Source organism: Pseudomonas sp. (assembly GCF_028293835.1).
Taxonomy (GTDB): Bacteria; Pseudomonadota; Gammaproteobacteria; order Pseudomonadales; family Pseudomonadaceae; genus Aquipseudomonas.
This window is the reverse complement of the sequence record NZ_JAQGNX010000158.1, coordinates 1-20,246: the sequence shown is the minus strand read 5'-3', so window position 1 is coordinate 20,246 and position 20,246 is coordinate 1. Positions and strand designations below refer to the sequence as shown.

Sequence of the window (20,246 nt, the reverse complement as noted above, 5' to 3'; positions counted from 1 at the left end):
ACTAAACGACTACCCGGCGATCAGAAGGAGACGCTTGATATGCCCAAGGTCGGTATGCAACCCATTCGCCGTCAACAGTTGATTCACGCCACGTTGGAGGCTGTCGATCAGGTCGGCATGGGAGACGCCAGCATTGCGCTGATTGCTCGCCTGGCGGGTGTGTCGAACGGAATTATCAGTCACTACTTTCAGGACAAGAATGGCTTGATCGCAGCGACCATGCGTCATTTGATGGCGGCCCTGAGCGAGAGCGTTTTCGACCGCCGCCTGGCGCTCAGCGATGACAGCCCACGCGCTCATCTGCAAGCGATCATCGAAGGTAACTTCGACGCCAGCCAGGTGAATGGCCCGGCAATGAAAACCTGGCTGGCCTTCTGGGCCACCAGCATGCACCAGCCGTCTTTGCACAGGCTGCAGCGGATCAACGATCACCGCCTGTATTCCAACCTGTGCTGCCAATTTCGCCGGGTACTTTCCCTGGACGATGCACGCAATGCCGCGCGCGGCCTGGCGGCGTTGATCGACGGTCTGTGGTTGCGCGGCGCGCTGTCGGGAGACGCTTTCGACACCGAGCAGGCGCAACAGATCGCTTACGAATATATGGACTTACAACTGGCGAAACAGGCGAGCTAGCGCGTCCAGACGCACCAGCACATTAGCGCTGAAACCCAGACAACCTGTACTTGCGAGGACACCATGGCCCGATTCGAATTGCAAAAACTCTACATCGACGGCGGCTACGTCGATTCCAGTAGCGACGCTACCTTCGAGGCCATCAATCCGGCTAACGGCGAAGTCCTTGCGCTGGTACAGCGTGCGGGTAAAGACGACGTCGAACGTGCGGTGGCCAGCGCTGAAAAAGGCCAAAAAATCTGGGCCGCCATGACCGCCATGCAGCGCTCACGCATCTTGCGTCGCGCCGTGGACATCCTGCGTGAGCGCAACGACGAACTGGCGGACCTGGAAACCCTCGACACCGGCAAGGCGGTGTCCGAAACCCGTTACGTCGACATCGTGACCGGCGCTGACGTGCTGGAATACTACGCAGGCCTGGTGCCCGCGATCGAAGGCGAACAGATCCCGCTGCGCAGCACCTCTTTTGTATACACCCGCCGCGAGCCGTTGGGTGTGGTTGCCGGTATCGGCGCGTGGAACTACCCGATTCAGATCGCTTTGTGGAAATCCGCCCCGGCGCTGGCCGCCGGCAACGCGATGATTTTCAAGCCGAGCGAAGTCACGTCGCTGACCACGTTGAAACTGGCTGAAATCTACACCGCAGCCGGCGTTCCGGATGGCGTATTCAACGTGCTGACCGGCAGTGGCCGCGAAGTCGGCACTTGGCTAACCGAACACCCACGCATCGAAAAAATCTCGTTTACCGGCGGCACCGACACCGGCAAAAAGGTCATGGCCAGCGCGTCGAGTTCTTCGCTGAAAGACGTGACCATGGAATTGGGCGGTAAATCACCGCTGATCATTTTCGACGACGCCGACCTCGACCGCGCCGCCGATACCGCGATGATGGCCAACTTCTACAGCTCGGGTCAGGTCTGCACCAACGGCACCCGGGTGTTTGTACCGAGTTCACTGAAAGCCGCGTTCGAGGCCAAAATCGTTGAGCGTGTCAAGCGCATTCGGGTCGGCAGCCCCCAGGACGAGAACACCAATTTCGGTCCACTGGTGAGCTTCGCCCACATGGAAAGCGTGTTGGGTTATATCGCCAAAGGTAAAGCAGAAGGTGCTCGCTTGCTGTGCGGCGGCGAACGCTTGACTGACGGTGAGTTCGCCAAGGGCGCGTTCGTCTCGGCCACTGTTTTTACCGATTGCACCGACGACATGACCATCGTTCGCGAAGAAATTTTCGGCCCGGTGATGAGCATCCTCAGCTACGAGACTGAAGAAGAAGTCATCCGCCGCGCCAACGATACCGAATTCGGCCTGGCCGCTGGCGTCGTCACCAAAGACCTGAACCGCGCCCATCGGGTGATTCACCAGCTTGAGGCCGGTATCTGCTGGATCAACGCCTGGGGCGAGTCGGCGGCTGAGATGCCGGTCGGCGGCTACAAGCAGTCGGGCGTAGGCCGTGAAAACGGAATCAGCTCATTGGCGCAGTACACAAGGATCAAGTCGGTGCAGGTTGAATTGGGTGAGTACACCTCGGTTTTTTGACCCGTACCGACGCCTACAGAAAAATAGGATTTTCACCCCCACCCATTCATTGAGGGTGCATTTAATGTCCCAAGAATTTGACTACATCATCATCGGTGCCGGTTCTGCTGGTAACACTCTGGCGACCCGTCTGACTGAAGACCCAGGCGTCACCGTTCTGCTGCTGGAAGCAGGCGGCCCGGATTATCGTCTCGATTTCCGTACGCAAATGCCGGCGGCACTGGCGTTTCCGCTACAAGGCCGTCGCTACAATTGGGCCTACGAAACCGACCCGGAACCGCACATGGATAACCGTCGCATGGAGTGTGGTCGTGGCAAGGGCCTTGGCGGCTCTTCGTTGATCAATGGCATGTGCTATATCCGTGGTAACGCCATGGACTACGACGGCTGGGCAAAAAATCCAGGTCTGGAAAACTGGAGTTACCTCGATTGCCTGCCTTACTTTCGTAAAGCCGAAACCCGTGACATCGGCCCGAACGACTTCCACGGTGGCGATGGCCCGATCAGCGTGACGACACCCAAGGCGGGCAACAACCCGCTGTTCCACGCCATGGTTGAAGCAGGCGTACAAGCCGGCTACCCGCGCACTGACGATCTCAATGGGTATCAGCAAGAAGGCTTTGGTCCCATGGACCGCACGGTGACGCCAGACGGCCGTCGTGCCAGCACCGCTCGCGGCTATCTTGATCAGGCCAAACAACGAGCGACGCTGACCATCGTTACCCACGCATTGACCGACCGGATTCTGTTCGAGGGTAAACGCGCAGTCGGCGTGGCTTACCTGGTCGGTGACAGCGACGCGCGTATCGAAGCCACAGCGCGCAAAGAAGTGTTGCTGTGCAGCGGCGCAATTGCGTCGCCACAAATCCTGCAACGCTCGGGTGTAGGCCCGGCCGAGTTGTTGAGCAAACTGGATATTCCGGTGGTTCATGACCTTCCTGGCGTAGGTCAAAACCTCCAGGACCATCTGGAAATGTATTTGCAATACGCCTGCACCCAACCGGTGTCGCTGTATCCGTCGCTGTTGCTTTGGAACCAGCCTGCCATCGGCGCTGAATGGATGTTCCTCGGCAAGGGCATCGGCGCCAGCAACCAGTTCGAAGCGGGGGGCTTCATTCGTTCCAGCGATGAGTTCGAGTGGCCGAATATTCAGTACCACTTCTTGCCGGTGGCGATTAACTACAACGGCAGCAATGGCGTGAAAGAGCACGGCTTTCAAGCGCACGTGGGTTCCATGCGCTCGCCAAGCCGTGGACGGGTTCAAGTGAAGTCCAAGAATCCACGGGAGTACCCGAGCATCCTGTTCAATTACATGTCCACCGAACAAGACTGGCAGGAATTTCGCGATGGCATCCGCCTGACTCGGGAAATCATGCAGCAGCCTGCACTTGATCCGTACCGTGGCCGCGAGATCAGCCCTGGCATTGAAATACAGACTGACGAGCAACTTGATCAGTTTGTGCGTGAACACGCCGAGACTGCGTTTCACCCGTCCTGCTCATGCAAAATGGGCACTGACGACATGGCCGTGGTCGATGGCGAAGGTCGCGTACATGGGCTGCAGGGTTTGCGTGTGGTCGACGCTTCGATCATGCCGCTGATTACTACGGGCAATCTGAATGCGCCAACCATCATGATCGCCGAGAAAATCGCCGACAAGATCCGTGGCCGCGCACCATTGCCGCGCAGCACCGCTGATTACTACGTGGCTGGCGACAAGCCAGCGCGCGGCAAGCCGTTGCGGGCAGTGAGTTGTACAGCTCAATAACTACACATGCCCTCACTCTGTAGGATCCAACTTGTTGGCGAGGCGATATACCAGACACACCGTGCTAAACCCATCGCCAACAAGACGGTATCAACAGGATTGGTGTATCCCACACACCTCATAGACTATTGCCTCACCTGACCGCGCTTGATCCCACTTGGGCGCAGGCCTACTCTATTGCGACGCAAACGATCACCCCCGCTCTAACCGACAAGCCGGCAATGACTGGCCACGAGGCTTTCTCATGTTTGATGTAGTGTCTTCGAGCACATGGCCCACCGGCTATTTGATCAATCCAAACGCTGAACCCCTCGACCCGAAATGGCTTCACGCCTTTAGCAAAATTCCCGCCGCAGCGGTCAGCGATTGTCTGGGCCGCAACGTGGGCGGCCTGGGACTCAAAGCCTTTCACGGTAATGCGCCAATGCTCGGCAGCGCCCTGACCGTTCGGGTTCGTCCTGGCGACAACCTGATGATTCTCAAGGCCATGCAAATGGCCCGCCCTGGCGACGTACTGGTCATCGACGGCAGCGCCGACCTGACTCGCGCAGTGTTCGGCGGCATCATGCGTGCCATGGCCCTCAAGGCTGGCATCGTTGGTGTGGTGATCAACGGCGCGTTGCGCGATCTTGATGAATGGCTGACCGGCGAACTTCCAGCGTATGCCATTGGCGGCGTACATCGCGGACCTAGCACTGACGGCGGCGGCGAAATCAACGTACCGATTTCCTGCGCAGGCATGTTGGTAATGCCCGGTGACCTGATGATTGGCGACGGCGATGGCGTAGTCGCCGCCGCCCGCGCCGAACTGCCAGAGCTACTGATTCGCTGCAATGATTTGCTGGCCCGTGAACAAGCGACGTTGGCGGCCATCGAAGCCGGCACATTAGACCCGGATCGTTTTGATGCGATTCTGCGCAGCAAGGGTTGCCCGGTTTAATCCCGGATTTCCGTAGGAGACAACTTGTTGGCGAGGCGGTCAGACAGACCGCATCGCTTGCCTGGCCGACAAGTTGGCTCCTGCAAGGGGATTATGTTCCGCGGAAACGCCGCCCACTCGATGGAGCCATTGTGCATGTTCGATTTCTCTGCTCAGCTCAAGCAGCGGTTTAGCGCTCTGCGCAGCCCTGCCGATTTTTTCTCCCTGCGTTACGTCCGACAAACCAGCCAACACTTGTCCGTGCGCAAGAACGTTGCCGAACCGCCGCACTTGAGCACTGATGAAGGCGCGATGCTGACCGTTCGCATCAACGGCGTCGAAGCCTATGCCGCCACCAACGACCTCTCGCAACGCGGGCTGCAAGCGGCCCTCGAACAAGCCGAGCAGCATGCCCGGCGTCTAGCGCCTTACGCCCTGCTGGACCTGCGCGATCAGCCGGTCTCCACCAGCCGCGCCGATTACCTGTCGCCGAATCTGGAGCAAGCGTTCCCTTCGCTGGGCGATTGCTACCAACTGCTGTCCAGCGAGTCGTCAGCGGTACCCCGCGACAAACGCCTGTCGAGCTGGCAAGTCAGCCTTGGCCTGGAAAACGTCGAACAGATTTACCTGAACACCGCTGGCGCCGAGATTCGTCAGTCGCAGCGCTATGTCTATCCGGGCATGAGCGTCACCGCGTACGACGGCACCGACAGCCAGACCCGAAGCCTGGGTCGCGACAACTTCGGCCAGCAAGGCGGCGTGGAAGTCATCAGCAACTGCGGTTTGATCGGTGCAGCCACTCAAGTCGCTGATCAGGCGCTGCAATTGATCATGGCGCCGAACACCCCATCGGGTCCATTGGACCTGTTGCTGACCCCGGATCAAATGGTCCTGCAAATTCACGAATCCATCGGCCACCCGCTGGAGCTGGACCGGATTCTCGGTGACGAGCGCAATTATGCTGGCACCAGTTTCGTCAAAACCACTGATTTCGGCAGCCTGCAGTACGGCTCCAGATTGCTTAACGTAACCTTCGATCCGTCGATCCCGGAACAGTTGGCGAGCTACAGCCATGACGACGATGGCACGCCCGCCAGCAAGCAGTTTTTGATCCGTGACGGGATCCTGGAACGCCCACTGGGCGGCGCGCTGTCGCAATACCGAGCGGGTATGGATGGCGTCGCCAACAGCCGCGCGTGCAGCTGGAACCGCCCGCCCATCGACCGCATGGCCAATTTGAATATCGAACCTGGCGACCGGACTCTGGAGCACCTGATCGGCAATATCGAGCACGGCATCATGATGTCAACCAACCGTTCATGGTCCATCGATGATGCGCGCAATAAATTCCAGTTCGGCTGCGAATGGGGACAATTGATCGAGAACGGCGAACTCAAAGGCGTGGTAAAGAACCCGAACTATCGGGCTATCTCAGCGCAGTTCTGGCGCAACCTCAGTGCCGTGGGCGATGCCAGTACCTTCAAGGTGCTCGGCACCCCCAATTGCGGTAAAGGCGAACCCAACCAGGTAGTACGCGTGGGTCACGCCTCACCCGCCTGCGTGTTTTCGCAGGTCGATGTATTCGGAGGGGACGCTTGATGGAACACCTCACCCAGCAACAACAGTTCGCAGCACTGGTGGAATGGCTGCGGGTTGCGATTGTCGTCCCGGAAGCGTTCTCCTTGGCCTACAACGCCGAGGCGTCGGAATTCATCCGTTTCAACCACGCCAAAGTGCGCCAGGCCGGCCAGGTGCAGCAAGCCAGCCTCAACTTCAAACTGATCAACGACGGCCGTCATGCTGACTTGCATCTGACGTTGTCTGGCGATGCCGAGGTCGATCAAGCCCGTTTGGGCGCAGCGCTGCAGCAATTGCGCGAAATACTGGTGTTGCTGCCACAAGACCCGTATTTGCTGCCAAACACTGAAAACTGGCAGATCAGCAATATTCAAGACCAGCCATTGCCGGACAGCGCACACGTACTGGCACAGATCAGCCAGTTGGCCGACGGTCTGGATTTGGTGGGGTTTTATGCCGCTGGCCCGCTGTACCGGGGCTTTGCCAGTTCCTGGGGTGCGCTGGGTTGGCATCAGGCCAACAGCTTCAACTTCGACTGGAGCCTGTTTCACGCTAATGGCGAGGCAGTAAAAGCGAGCTATGCCGGACATGACTGGAGCGATGAAGCGTTCGCCCACCGTTTCCAGCAAGCCCGGGAGCAATTGGAATTTCTCGGCCGCCCCTTGCACGCATTGGCGCCTGGCCAATACCGCGCCTACCTGGCCCCTGCCGCGCTTGAAGAGGTGCTCGGCTTGCTGTGCTGGGGCGGTTTCTCCGCTGACTCAATCGCCAGCAAAACCAGCCCCTTGCAACGCCTGTACAACGGCGACGCGGAACTCAGCCCGCTGGTGAACCTGAATGAGCAAATCACAGGGTCGTTATCGCCAGCTTTTTCTGGCGAGGGTTATCCGCGCCGGGACCTCTCACTGGTCAGCAAAGGCCGCGCCCACCAACGAATGGTCGGCTCGCGCAGTGCCGCCGAATACGGCTTGACTGCCAACGGCGCCGGCGGCGGTGAATCGCCCAGTGCACTGAGCATGGCAGCCGGCACTCTGGCGCTCAAAGACATCCTCAAACAGTTGGGCACCGGCCTGTACATCAGCAACCTGTGGTATTTGAACTTCTCTGACCAATCGGCCGCACGCCTGACCGGAATGACCCGCTTCGCCACGTTCTGGGTCGAGGACGGCGAAATTCAGGCTCCGGTCAGCACCATGCGTTTCGACGACAGCGCCTACAGCCTGCTCGGCAATGCGCTTGAAGCACTGACCAGCGAAAGGGAACTGATTCTGTCTGCCAGCACCTATAGTCAACGTCAAACAGCTTCTAATCTGTTGCCGGGTGCGTTGATCAGCCGCTTGACCCTCACGCTTTAAGGACCTTATGCCGACCAGTACTCAGAATCTGGATGCCCGAACCTTGCGCTGGTTGCCGTGGGTGGTAGCCATCGCGTTTTTCATGCAAAGCCTTGATGGCACGATCCTCAACACCGCCTTGCCAGCCATGGCGCGGTCGTTGAATGAAGACCCGTTGCGCATGCAGTCGGTGGTGATCGCGTACATGCTGACGGTGGCGTTATTGATACCGGCTTCGGGCTGGATCGCCGATCGGTTCGGCATCAAGCGGATTTTCTTCGGCGCAATTTTACTGTTCAGCATCGGTTCGTTGCTGTGCGCGCTGTCCGGGTCGTTGGGGGTTCTAGTCGCAGCGCGGGTGATTCAGGGGCTGGGCGGCGCATTGATGGTGCCCATTGGGCGCTTGATAGTGCTGCGCGCTTACCCGCGGTCGGAGCTGGTGCGAATTATGAGTTTCATCACCGTGCCGGGTTTACTCGGGCCGTTGATGGGCCCGACGGTTGGCGGCTGGATGGTGGAGTACCTGAGCTGGCACTGGATTTTTTTGATCAATATTCCCGTGGGTTTGATTGGTTGCTATGCAGTCAATGCACTGGTGCCGGACTTGCCCGGCGGCGCCCGAACGCGTTTCGACGGCGTAGGTTTTGTGCTGTTTGGTGCTTCCATGGTGCTGATCACTATTGCGCTCGAAGGGCTGGGCGAATTGCACCTTCCGCACATGCGCGTGGTGTTGCTGCTGTTTGGCGGGTTGGCCTGTCTGGCGGCTTATTGGCTGCGGGCAGGGAATATCGGTTATCCGCTGTTCGGGCCGTCGCTATTTCGCATCCGATCGTTTGCGGTGGGGATATTTGGCAACCTGTTCGCACGTCTGGGCAGCGGCGCCCTGCCCTTTTTGGTGCCGTTATTGTTGCAAGTGGCATTAGGTTATTCACCGTCCAAAGCGGGGATGAGCATGATCCCGTTGGCAGTGGCGGCAATGATTTCCAAGTCATTGGCGCGGCCGCTGATCGAACGCCTGGGTTATCGGGTCGTACTGACCAGCAACACGCTATTGCTTGGCATCCTCCTCGCCAGCCTGTCCCTGGTGGACGGTGGAACGCCATATTGGTTGCTGCTGATCCATCTTGGCCTGATGGGCGCGGTCAACTCGTTGCAGTTCACAGCTATGAACGCCGTGACCCTGATCGATCTCGATGACGACAGCGCGGCCAGCGGTAACAGCCTGTTGTCGGTGGTGGCGCAATTGTCCTTGAGCCTTGGTGTGGCGTGCGCTGCGGCATTGCTTGGCGGCTTCACCGATGACGTAAATACCGGCGAAGTAAGCGGCGTATTGGCTGCATTTCAGCTGACGTTTCTCAGCGTGGGCGTGCTGTCGATGCTGGCGGCCGGGATTTTCCTGCAATTATCACCCAAGGAAAAGCGCAGTGTTCCTCGTCCGGAACCCGATATCCAACACTAAGGCGGGGCTGCGACCTGATACACTGCGCGACATTTTGTTTTGCAGGCCCGTCCCGTGACTAGCACCGCTTTTAACTCACTGCCTCTTTCCGCACCCATGTTGGCTAACCTGGAGTCCCTTGGTTACGCCGAAATGACGCCGATTCAGGCGCAGAGCCTGCCGGTGATTCTCAAGGGGATGGACCTGATTGCCCAGGCCAAGACCGGCAGTGGCAAGACCGCTGCGTTCGGCATTGGCTTGCTCAACCCGATCAACCCGCGCTTCTTCGGTTGCCAGGCATTGGTGCTGTGTCCGACCCGTGAGCTGGCTGACCAGGTGGCCAAGGAAATTCGTCGCCTGGCCCGCTCTGAAGACAACATCAAGGTCCTGACCTTGTGCGGCGGCGTCTCGTTCGGCCCGCAGATCGGCTCGCTGGAGCACGGCGCGCACATCATCGTCGGCACGCCGGGGCGCATTCAGCAGCATTTGCGCAAAGGCTCGCTGGTATTGGACGGCCTGAACACGCTGATCCTCGATGAAGCCGACCGCATGCTGGACATGGGTTTCTACGACTCCATTGAAAACATCATTGAGCAGACGCCGAAAAAGCGTCAGACCTTGCTGTTTTCGGCGACCTACCCAACCGGTATCAAGCAGCTGTCGTCGAAGTTCATGCGTGACCCGCAAACCGTCAAGGTCGAGGCCCTGCACGCCGACAGCCAGATCGAGCAGCACTTCTATGAAATCACCCCGGAAGATCGCCTTAGCGCCGTGGTTAAAGTGCTTGGCCATTTCCGTCCGCAGTCGTGCGTTGCGTTCTGCTTCACCAAGCAGCAGTGCCAGGAAGTGGTCGATCACCTGACCGCCAAGGGCATTTCCGCGGTCGGCCTGCATGGCGATCTGGAACAGCGCGACCGCGATCAAGTGCTGGCGATGTTCTCCAACCGCAGCACCTCGGTATTGGTTGCCACCGATGTCGCGGCTCGCGGTTTGGACATTGATGCCTTGGACATGGTGCTTAACGTCGAACTGGCGCGTGATTCGGAAATGCACATTCACCGTGTAGGCCGTACCGGTCGTGCCGGTGAGAAGGGTCTGGCGATCAGCCTGGTTGCGCCGTCCGAAGCGCACCGCGCCCGGGCCATCGAAGAGGTTCAGAAAACGCCGCTGAAGTGGGAACAACTGGACGAACTGAAAAGCAAAGGCGGTGCACCGCTGCAGCCGACCATGACCACGCTGGTGATTGGCGCGGGCCGTAAAGACAAGGTTCGCCCTGGCGATATTCTTGGCGCATTGACCGGTGACGCTGGCATTCCCGGCACCCAGGTCGGCAAAATCGCCATTTTCGATTTCCAGGCCTATGTTGCCGTCGAAAGCGTCGTGGCCATGCAAGCCCTGGAGCGTTTGAACAACGGCAAAATCAAAGGCCGCTCACTGCGGGTTCGGATTTTGTAGGCGCCTGTAGGAGCCAACGTGTTGGCGAGAGCTCGATGTGATTTGTCAGGCCGCCTCGCCAACACATTGGCTCCTACAGGTGAGTTTCGTTTCCACCCCTCTGCTGAAGATTTAACCGTTACCCGAGGATTCCGTTTTGCCCGTTACTGACGTTGTGATCATCGGCGCTGGCGCCGCAGGTTTGATGTGCGCCCTCACGGCCGCCAATCGCGGACGCAAGGTGATGTTGATTGATCACGCGAACAAGGCCGGCAAAAAAATCCTCATGTCCGGTGGTGGACGCTGCAACTTCACCAATATGTACACCGGGCCTGGCAACTTCCTCTCGCAAAACCCGCATTTTTGCAAATCCGCGCTGGCGCGTTACACCCAATGGGACTTCATCGCTTTGGTCGCCAAGCATGGCGTGGCGTACCACGAGAAAAAACTCGGACAGCTGTTTTGCGACAACAAATCCAGCGACATCCTCGAGCTGCTGCTCAGCGAATGCGAACAAGCCGGTGTTAGCCTGCACTTGGACACATCGGTGCAAAACATCGAAAAAACTGACGACGGCTACAGCCTCGGCACGACCCTGGGCGCCTTGGATTGCCAGTCATTGGTAATCGCCACGGGCGGGCTTTCTATCCCCACCCTGGGCGCCACCGGCTTCGGCTATCAGGTTGGCAAGCAATTCGGCCACACGCTGCTGCCGACCCGGGCCGGGCTGGTGCCATTCACCATTACCGATCAGCTCAAAGAGTTGTGCACTGAACTGTCCGGAACATCAGTGGATTGCCTGGTCAGCTGTAACGACATCAGCTTTCGCGAAAACATTTTGTTCACTCACCGTGGCTTGAGCGGCCCGGCGATTTTGCAGATTTCATCGTTCTGGCATCCCGGCGAAGCGGTCGAGATTAATCTCATGCCGGATCACGATGTACCTGAATGGCTACTGCAACAGCAAGCCGAACGCCCCAACAGCGAACTGAAGACCCTGCTCGGCGAAATCTTCACCAAGAAGATGGCTAACTTGATTGCCGAACATTGGTTCGTCTCAAAGCCGATGAAGCAATACACCCCGGCAGAACTTACCGACGTCGCCGAAAAGCTTGCTTGCTGGCAAGTGGTGCCCGCTGGCACCGAAGGCTATCGCACCGCGGAAGTCACCCTGGGCGGCATCGACACCCGAGAAGTCTCGTCCAAAACCATGGAATCGCTGAAATCACCGGGGCTGTATTTCATCGGTGAGGTGCTGGACGTCAGCGGTCATTTGGGCGGTTTCAATTTCCAATGGGCCTGGGCTTCGGCATACGCGGCTGCGCAGTTTGTTTGATAAAACCGCCAGATCACCTGTAGGAGCCAACTTGTTGGCTCCTACAGGTGGCAAACCCGGCGCGAGCTGAAAGATTTTTGCTAAACCTTATGTACAGCCGACACTTAGCGCTGTAGATACTTAGTTGTATCTGAACCAATAGCGAACAAGGCCGTTAGCTTACTTATGTCATCACCTACCTTTCGTCATACGCTCCGTCGTTTGTGGGCGCTGGATAAATTCAGCTACAGCGTGCGCGTGTTTATTGCGCTGACCGGAACCATGGCGTTGTGTTGGTACCAGAACGAATTGGCCCTGTTGATTCCGGTGTTCCTCGGGATTATCGCCAGCGCACTGGCTGAGACCGATGACAGTTGGCAAGGCCGATTGAACGCACTGGCGGTGACATTGGTCTGCTTCAGCGTTGCGTCACTTTCAGTCGAGTTACTGTTTCCCTATCCGATCATTTTTGGCTGTGCACTGGCCATCGCGGCGTTTTGCCTGACGATGCTGGGTGCCTTGGGCGGACGCTACGGGGCCATTGCCTCGGCGACGTTGATCTTGTCGGTGTACACCATGATCGGGGTCGATCAGCGTGGCGGTGAGGTCACCGACTTTTGGCACGAACCCATGCTGCTGGTGGCGGGTGCTGCCTGGTACGGCTTGTTGTCGGTGCTGTGGCAAATGCTGTTCTCCAATCAACCGGTACAACAAAGCCTGGCCAAGCTGTTTAGCGAGCTGGGCCGCTACATGGAGCTTAAATCGACACTGTTCGAACCGATCCGCCAACTGGACCTCGAAAGCCGTCGCCTGGCCTTGGCCCAACAGAACGGCCGAGTGGTTGCCGCACTCAATGCCGCGAAAGAAATTATCCTCAACCGCGTCGGTGATAGTCGGCCCGGGGCTAAGGTTAATCGCTACCTGAAGCTGTACTTTCTTGCCCAGGACATCCACGAACGCGCCAGTTCGTCGCACTACCCCTATAACGCGCTGACCGAAGCCTTCTTCCACAGCGACGTGCTGTTTCGATGCCTGCGCCTGCTGCGTCAGCAAGGAACCGCGTGCCGACGACTGTCTGAAACCATTCAATTGCGTCAGCCTTTTGTCTATGACGAGAGCTTTGCCCACGCGCTGGAAGACCTCCATGCCTCGCTGGAGCATTTGCGCATCCAAAGCAACCCGGCGTGGCGCGGACTGCTGCGCTCGCTGCGTGCACTGGCAGCGAACCTGGGCACCCTTGACCGGTTGTTGAAGGATGCCAGCAACCCCGATAGCCTGACGGACGCCACTGACAGCAGCCTGCTCGATCGTTCGCCGCGCAACCTCAAAGACATGTGGAACCGGGTCCGATTGCAGCTAACCCCAACGTCGTTGCTGTTCCGCCATGCCTTGCGCCTGCCGTTGGCACTGAGCGTCGGCTACGGCATGGTGCACCTGGTGCATCCGTCGCAGGGTTACTGGATTTTGCTGACCACGCTGTTCGTCTGCCAACCCAACTACGGCGCAACGCGACGCAAACTGGTACAGCGCATCAGCGGTACGGCCATTGGCCTGACAGCGGGATGGGCGCTATTCGATCTGTTTCCTGGCCCGTTGATTCAATCATCATTCGCCGTTATCGCTGGCATGGTGTTCTTCGTTAACCGGACCACCCGCTACACGCTGGCAACCGCGGCGATGACCTTGATGATCCTGTTCTGCTTCAATCAAGTGGGCGACAGCTACGGGCTGTTCCTGCCACGACTGTTCGACACCTTACTCGGCAGCCTGATCGCCGGCCTGGCGGTGTTCCTGTTCTTGCCAGACTGGCAAGGGCGGCGGCTGAATAAGGTGCTGGCGAATACCCTGACCTGCAATAGCATTTATTTGCGGCAGATCATGCAGCAATACGCGGTTGGCAAAAATGACGACCTGGCTTATCGCCTGGCTCGACGCAACGCACATAACGCAGACGCCGCGCTGTCGACCACCTTGGCTAACATGCTGATGGAGCCCGGACACTTCCGTAAGGATGCCGATGTTGGCTTCCGTTTTCTGGTGCTGTCACACACATTGCTCAGCTATTTGTCGGGGTTGGGCGCTCACCGCGAAACACAATTGCCCGCCGAGGTGCGTGAATACTTGATCGACGGTGCCGGCGCCAGTCTGGCGGCAAGTATTGATGAAATTGCCCAGAGCCTGTCCAACAAGCAACCGGTGGCGATTCAGAGCGACGCCGAAGAAGCGCTAGCCACTGATCTTGAGCAGATTCCGGACGAAGTGGACGAAAGTCAACGGCTGGTGCAAACCCAGCTCGCGTTGATTGGTCGTCAGTTGGGGCCGTTGCGAACCCTGGCCGCGCACTTGATCAAAGCGCCCGTCGCGGCTTGAGGTGGCGCCGGATTCTGGAAATACCCCATAAACCGGCAGCCTACAGAAGATACAAACGCATGTTGCACGAGCAGGCTAACCGGGTTACAGACCGTGCTCGCGAAACAGCCGATCGTAGCTGCCATCGGCTTTCATCGCTGCAATCTCCCGATCAAAACTGGCGACGATTTTCGCGTGGTCGGGATTCTTCAAGCTGACCAAAATGTGCAGGCTGTTCTCAGTCAGTGATTTAGGCAGGAATTCAACGCTGTCGCGCACCTGTTGCTTCTCGCGACTCAAGTTGTAGCGGGCCACGTATTCATCTTCCACAACCAACGGCACGCGCCCTGCGTCAAGCATCTGCAGGGCCATGGAAAACGTGTTCACCTGTATTTTTTGCAGGTCGGGATCGTTATCGAATGCAGCTGAATAGGCATAGCCCCTCACCACCGCTATCGGGTAAGCGTGCAGTGCATGCAAATTATCGAACACAATGGGCGAGTCTTTGCGCTTAAGGAAGCGAACCCGATTGACCAGGTACTCATTGGAAAACTCACCGATCAAGGTGCGCTCATGGTTGAACCAGGTGTCGACCAATACGTCATAACGCCCCTCTCCTATGCCCAATAGCGCACGGGCCCACGGGACCTGCTCAAACTCAGTGGTATAACCGGCGCGCGTCAAAGCCGTGCTGACAATATCGGTAGCCAGCCCACCATTAACCAGGTTGATGTCGGTAAACGGAGGCCATGTGTCACCCACCAAACGCAACTTTGTCGCCGCGGCATCCTGCGCCACTAGCAATAACCCCAGCAAACCTAAAGCTCGAAGCAATCGCGGCATGCTCAAGATCCTGAGCGGGCAGATCGCCCGCGTACGAGGGACGCGATGAAGCACGGCCCGGATTAATACTCATGGTAAAAACCGAAAGGTAAAAAACCGAAATCCAGAATGGCATTCAGATTACACACTCATGACCTTATGACCAACAGCACTAATGGCCATTCGCCTTGATTGAGGCGCTTTTTTTTCATTTATGCCAACCAGAAAGGGTTTTTGAATTAACGCGCTACAGTTCTAGGTGGCATCCAGCCGGACGCTGGCTTTAGTATTCGCCCCAGAATTCTTCTTCAGGTCCGCCACATGTCTATCAAATGGGTATGCAAGCACCACACCGATCTCAACAAGGAACAGCTTTACGCGATATTGCGCCTGCGCGCTGAAGTATTCGTGGTCGAGCAAAAATGTTGGTATCTAGACGTCGATGGACAAGACCTGGATGGTGATACGTGCCATCTAATGGCTTGGGAAAACGATCAACTGGTCGCTTATCTGCGTTTGCTTGACCCGATCCAGCAGGGCGGCGACGTGGTCATCGGCAGAGTCGTCACCGCGCCCGAAGTACGCAACCGAGGCATGGGGCACTCGTTGATGGTGCAAGCACTTGAACAGGCCGAAAAGAAATGGCCTGACCAACCGATCTATCTGTCTGCCCAGGCGCACTTGCAGGGCTACTACGGGCGCTATGGGTTCAAGGCGGTTGGAGAAATCTATCTTGAGGACGAGATACCACACGTCGGCATGCGTCGTGACCTGGATTAATCGCTAATTGTATTGAAAGCGCTCACGGGTAACCTAATACGGCCTTCATCTGCGGTAAATGCCCGGCAATCCAGGCCGCATCAATGGCACCCCACGCTTTGATGTGGTAGCGGCCGGCATGATTGCGAGCACCCGCCTCCTGCTTGAACTCACACATGATATCGAGATCGGCCAACGCGGCAATGGTGTCCTGCGCCGTGCGACGGGGCATCCCGGTCACTTCACACAACGCCGGAACGCTGCTGGCGATTCCGCTATCAATCAGATATGCCACGTACAAGCGGCGATAAAAACTGCTTTTGGTCTTGCTGACGTCCATGGTCGAGGCCTTGTCGGTGTTCATTCGGCGGCGTTGCCTTGCAGGTCGCGGTAGGTCAGATAAATGCGCAGATCGAATTCCAACTGGTGATAGCCGGGCTGCATGTGCTCGCACAACTGATAGAACGCTTTGTTGTGGTCTGATTCTTTGAAATGTGCCAGCTCGTGCACCACGATCATTTTCAGAAACTCCGGTGCAGCGTCCTTGAACAGCGACGCAATCCGAATTTCTTTCTTCGATTTAAGTTTGCCACCCTGCACGCGAGAAATGGTCGTATGCAGCCCTAGCGCACGATGAGTCAGGTCCAGACGGTTATCGAACAATACCTTGTCGATACCAGGCGCATTACGCAGGTACTCCTGCTTTAGCGCCAGCGCGTAGGCGTACAGCGCTTTGTCACTCTGTACCGCGTGCCGTTCGGGGTAACGCTGCTTCAAATAGGCCTCAAGTCGATTATGCACAATCAACTGCTGCACCTGCTCCTGAAGGGCTGGCGGATAGGCTTGCAGGTATTTCAACGGCGCAATGGCTGGCAAGGTCATAAGAACTACAGAAATTTGGAAGACGCCAGTGTACCGAATTCAAATCAAGTTGAGCCCGCTCCAATCGACCGGCTGCACAAACAGGCAGGCGTCTGCTGCGGTCAACGGCTGCGCAACCAGGGCGCCTTGAATCAAAAGACAGCCGTTAGCTTTCAGCCACTCATACTGTTCGACTTGCTCGACACCTTCGGCAATTACCACAATGCCCAAGCCCCGACAAAGCTCGATTACGCTACGTGCAACCATTGCATCGCGGGGCGATTCGAGTGCATGCGCCACAAAGTGACGGTCAAGCTTGACCGTGTCCAATTCGACGTTGCGCAGCAGCGTCAGCGAACACTCACCAGCACCAAAATCGTCCAGGGCGATGCGCACGCCTATGTCGCGAAGGGCCTGTAGCTGTTTGCGTGAATGGGTCAGATTCTGCGCCAACGAATCTTCGGTTAATTCGACTTCTAGCTGGTGCGGGTGCAAGCCGTAATGAAGGATGGCGCGGCGTAGCTCTGAAGCGAGGTTTGGCATGCTGAACTGGGCCGTGCTGATGCTCACCGCCAGGACCAGATCTGGCGAAAAAACGGTAGTCCAGACTTGGCGCTGTGCGGCACCCTGATCGAAAATCCAACTGCCTAGCTGGTTGATCAATCGGGTTTCTTCCAACAACGGAATAAACAACCCCGGAGGCACGTCCCCGACATCAGGATGCTGCCAGCGCAACAACGCCTCAAAACCACGTAGCCGCCCGCCATCGATATACACTTGAGGCTGATACACCAGCGAGAAGTCGTTACCTTCGATAGCCGTGCGCACGCTGTCTTCGAGCATTAGCCGAGAGCGTGCGCGGCCATTCATCTTATGGTCAAAAAAGCGGTATTGCTGACGGCCCGCGCGCTTGGCTTCGTACATGGCTATATCGGCAGCCCGTAACAAACCGTCCAGGTCCGCACCGCAATCGGGGTAAGTGGCGATGCCAATACTGACGCCCAGGGTAATGTCCAACCCGTCGATCTGTTGGCGAACCGAGACGCGCTCAATCAACTTTTCAGCGATGATCGCCGCTTGCTCCGGGTAATCCAGCCCATCGATAACGGCAGTGAACTCGTCGCCGCCCATGCGCGCCACAATGTCATAGGGTCGCAAGCACTGCTTCAGTTGCTCAGCAACCCAGAGCAACAAGCGGTCCCCGGCATCATGACCCAGGGAATCATTGATGCGCTTGAATCCATCAAGGTCCAGGTACAGCACAACGAGGCACTTGTCGGCACGGTCGGGGCGTATCAGCGCAGTTCCCACCGCTTGATAAAATCCGCGCCGGTTGAGCAGCCCGGTCAGGGCATCGGTAACGGCTTGCTGTTCAAGCTGCTGGCACAGGTCACGGACCACCGACATGTCGAGAATACTCAGCACCATTGAGCGCTGCTCGGCCGGTAATGGCGCGCAAGACAAGGCGACCGGTACCTGTTGACCCTCAACCGTGCGCAACACCGCATCGTGCATGCGGTAGGTGCCAGCATTGCGATAGCTGCGATAGAAATCCGACTCAGACCACTGCACGATGTGCGGCTTGAACAGGTAATCGACCAACTCCGTGCCACGCAACTCTTCGAAGGTCGCGTTGAGCAGCCGGCAAATCGCGGGGTTAGCAAAACCGATAATTCCCGACTCATCGACCACCAAGATGCCTTCGGCAACATTGGATAAGACTGATGCGTTAAAAGCGCGTGCCGCTTCCAATTCATGGGTCAGGGTTTGCAAGGCACGACGGTTACGCTGGTGTTCCAGCAACGCCTGCACCTTGGGCTTTAGAACCTGAGGATCAAAAGGTTTGAATAAATAATCCACAGCGCCGCTGGCATAGCCTTCGTGCACCGAGGCTTGGGACTTTTCATTGGCGGTCAGGAAAATGATTGGGGTCAAACGAGTGCGTTGACTGCCGCGCATCAAGCGCGCGACTTCGAAGCCGTCCATGCCGGGCATCTGGACGTCGAGCAACACAAGGTCAATGTCCAGTTCCAACAGAATGTTCAAGGCTTCTACGCCGGAACACGCCGTGACGACATGCCAGTCTTGCCGTTGCAAGACCGCCTGCATAGTCACCAGGTTTTCCGGGTAGTCATCGACGACTAAGAGAACCGAGCTGCCTTCCGGTGGTTTTGATTGCGCGCATTCCATGCTGCTTCTCTTTCTGAGCGCGTCCGCCAAGGCGTCGAGCAAGGCCAGACTTTCACTAGCGACTCACTCTAGTCCTGAGAAAGCAAAAGCAAAAGCGAGCGACCCATAACTAATGGCAAATTGCCCGTCAACCCGACTAACGGTAGGTAGCCGTTCCGTGCCCGTCGATGAGGTGCCATCACTTTCTTGGTCTTTTGCCACCGTCCGTTCGACGAACTTCCGTTAACAATTCAGTGCCAAGGCGTTATAAAGGTAGCCGGAAACCCTTGCGCCAGACACCTCGATGCTGGCATTGAGACACATGAAGGCTTAAAAATGATTGATTTGGCAACGTGGAACCTGAGCATCCCGGTGGGCTCGCCGCCTGCAACTATCGACACCGCGAAATTGGTTGCCGGCTATAACGGCAAATATTTTCAGTCTGAAAACGGGGCGCTCTTTTTCTGGTCCCCCGTTACTGGCTCCCGCACCGCAAACGCCATCTACCCACGCAGTGAACTTAGAGAAACAAACGCCGACGGCAGCTTGCGCAACTGGCTGTACCCCACCAGCGACAACCTTTTACGAGCCACCTTGGCAGTCACTCAAGTGCCCTCTTCTGGCCGAATCGTTATTGGTCAGATTCATGCCTATGACAGCACCGAACCCCTTCTGAAGATGGAATATCAATACAAGGAGAGCACCAAAAGCGGCACCATTGTCGCCAAAGTCCGCAATCGCTTTGACGATAAAGAAGCCCGTACGATCATCATCGCCGAGGATGTCCCTCTCAATCAGCCGTTCAAATACATCATCCACCTCAGCCGAACCGGACAACTGGGCGTGAGTGCACGGGATGCAAACTGGAGCAGCCCCATCAGCGCAACCTGGCGCGACAAACCGCTGTACTTCAAGGCCGGGGTGTATACCCAAGACAACACGGGGTACACCAGCGAAGGCGGAAAAGCGACGTTTTACAACCTGGATATCAATCATTCGAAAAGCTGAAGAATATCCGTGTAAATACTAACTAAGCGCTATTTATACATTCTAAAAATAATGTAAAAAAATTGAGTTTTTTAATTAAAACCAATGTTTCCGCGTCTGAAATCTTTGTATTGCGCACCTTTAGGAAACGCCCTCCCCTATTAGGTAACAAATCCTACATACAGCATGGTTCCATCTGCGCAACCCTATCCGCCATTGAATTTTAAGTTTACAAAACAGGGTTGCCCATGCCGATTTTAAACAATCAGAACAGATTCACCCTGACCGTCGCTCACCTGAAAAGGGATTACAACCCGCAGGTTTTTCAGTTCTCCGGACAGGAA

16 protein-coding genes are annotated in these 20,246 nt (G+C 57.1%); 12 read left to right on the top strand and 4 right to left on the bottom strand.

The annotated features are described in order from the left end of the window. Positions 1–39 precede the first annotated feature (39 nt). The 10 genes from betI to yccS all read left to right on the top strand — a co-directional run bounded on the left by betI (position 40) and on the right by yccS (position 14,325). On the top strand, positions 40–633 hold the full coding sequence (gene betI / locus JWR17_RS21285; RefSeq protein ID WP_299834538.1) for a transcriptional regulator BetI: 594 nt from the start codon (positions 40–42) through the stop codon (positions 631–633). 63 nt (positions 634–696) lie between these two features. After that, positions 697–2,169 (top strand): betaine-aldehyde dehydrogenase, encoded by a 1,473-nt coding sequence (gene betB, locus JWR17_RS21280; protein WP_299834536.1) that lies wholly within the window; start codon positions 697–699, stop codon positions 2,167–2,169. Positions 2,170–2,233: 64 nt separating this feature from the next. Next, the gene (betA, locus tag JWR17_RS21275; protein ID WP_299834534.1) at positions 2,234–3,937 is read left to right on the top strand and encodes a choline dehydrogenase; all 1,704 of its coding nucleotides are present in this window, start codon (positions 2,234–2,236) and stop codon (positions 3,935–3,937) included. Positions 3,938–4,181: 244 nt separating this feature from the next. Then, positions 4,182–4,877, top strand: coding sequence for an RraA family protein (locus JWR17_RS21270; protein ID WP_299834532.1), 696 nt, complete (start codon positions 4,182–4,184; stop codon positions 4,875–4,877). A gap of 135 nt (positions 4,878–5,012) precedes the next feature. Continuing rightward, a complete protein-coding gene (locus JWR17_RS21265) occupies positions 5,013–6,455 on the top strand; it encodes a TldD/PmbA family protein (RefSeq protein ID WP_299834530.1) in 1,443 nt (480 codons plus the stop codon). After that, positions 6,455–7,789: a TldD/PmbA family protein gene (locus JWR17_RS21260; RefSeq protein ID WP_299834528.1), complete on the top strand. Its 1,335-nt coding sequence runs from the start codon at positions 6,455–6,457 to the stop codon at positions 7,787–7,789. Before JWR17_RS21265 ends, JWR17_RS21260 begins: the two co-directional genes overlap by 1 nt. A gap of 7 nt (positions 7,790–7,796) precedes the next feature. After that, positions 7,797–9,227 (top strand): multidrug transporter subunit MdtD, encoded by a 1,431-nt coding sequence (gene mdtD, locus JWR17_RS21255; protein ID WP_299834527.1) that lies wholly within the window; start codon positions 7,797–7,799, stop codon positions 9,225–9,227. 54 nt (positions 9,228–9,281) lie between these two features. Further along, complete coding sequence (gene dbpA, locus JWR17_RS21250) at positions 9,282–10,661, top strand: ATP-dependent RNA helicase DbpA (RefSeq protein ID WP_299834525.1); 1,380 nt, start codon at positions 9,282–9,284, stop codon at positions 10,659–10,661. 136 nt (positions 10,662–10,797) lie between these two features. Beyond that, the gene (locus JWR17_RS21245) at positions 10,798–11,976 is read left to right on the top strand and encodes an NAD(P)/FAD-dependent oxidoreductase (protein WP_299834523.1); all 1,179 of its coding nucleotides are present in this window, start codon (positions 10,798–10,800) and stop codon (positions 11,974–11,976) included. 165 nt (positions 11,977–12,141) lie between these two features. Next, positions 12,142–14,325: a YccS family putative transporter gene (yccS, locus tag JWR17_RS21240; protein WP_299834521.1), complete on the top strand. Its 2,184-nt coding sequence runs from the start codon at positions 12,142–12,144 to the stop codon at positions 14,323–14,325. A gap of 84 nt (positions 14,326–14,409) precedes the next feature. Here the strand turns inward: yccS and JWR17_RS21235 are convergent, their stop codons facing one another. Continuing rightward, entirely contained in the window at positions 14,410–15,147 is a 738-nt protein-coding gene (locus JWR17_RS21235) for a transporter substrate-binding domain-containing protein (RefSeq protein ID WP_299834519.1), read from the bottom strand. 300 nt (positions 15,148–15,447) lie between these two features. Between JWR17_RS21235 and JWR17_RS21230 the strand changes: the two genes are divergently transcribed. Beyond that, positions 15,448–15,906 carry a GNAT family N-acetyltransferase gene (locus tag JWR17_RS21230; protein WP_299834517.1) on the top strand — a complete coding sequence of 153 codons (459 nt, stop codon included), beginning with the start codon at positions 15,448–15,450 and terminating at the stop codon, positions 15,904–15,906. A gap of 22 nt (positions 15,907–15,928) precedes the next feature. Here the strand turns inward: JWR17_RS21230 and JWR17_RS21225 are convergent, their stop codons facing one another. From JWR17_RS21225 to JWR17_RS21215, 3 genes are read right to left on the bottom strand one after another with little or no spacing between them, the layout of a single operon-like run. Further along, entirely contained in the window at positions 15,929–16,225 is a 297-nt protein-coding gene (locus JWR17_RS21225; RefSeq protein ID WP_299834560.1) for a winged helix-turn-helix domain-containing protein, read from the bottom strand. Positions 16,226–16,245: 20 nt separating this feature from the next. Beyond that, positions 16,246–16,752 (bottom strand): M48 family metallopeptidase, encoded by a 507-nt coding sequence (locus JWR17_RS21220; protein ID WP_299834558.1) that lies wholly within the window; start codon positions 16,750–16,752, stop codon positions 16,246–16,248. Between the two features lie 54 nt (positions 16,753–16,806). After that, positions 16,807–18,936, bottom strand: coding sequence for an EAL domain-containing protein (locus JWR17_RS21215; protein ID WP_299834515.1), 2,130 nt, complete (start codon positions 18,934–18,936; stop codon positions 16,807–16,809). 315 nt (positions 18,937–19,251) lie between these two features. On the opposite strand from JWR17_RS21215, the gene JWR17_RS21210 reads away from it, so the two are divergent. Next, a complete protein-coding gene (locus JWR17_RS21210; RefSeq protein ID WP_299834513.1) occupies positions 19,252–19,923 on the top strand; it encodes a polysaccharide lyase family 7 protein in 672 nt (223 codons plus the stop codon). Positions 19,924–20,246: the final 323 nt, after the last annotated feature.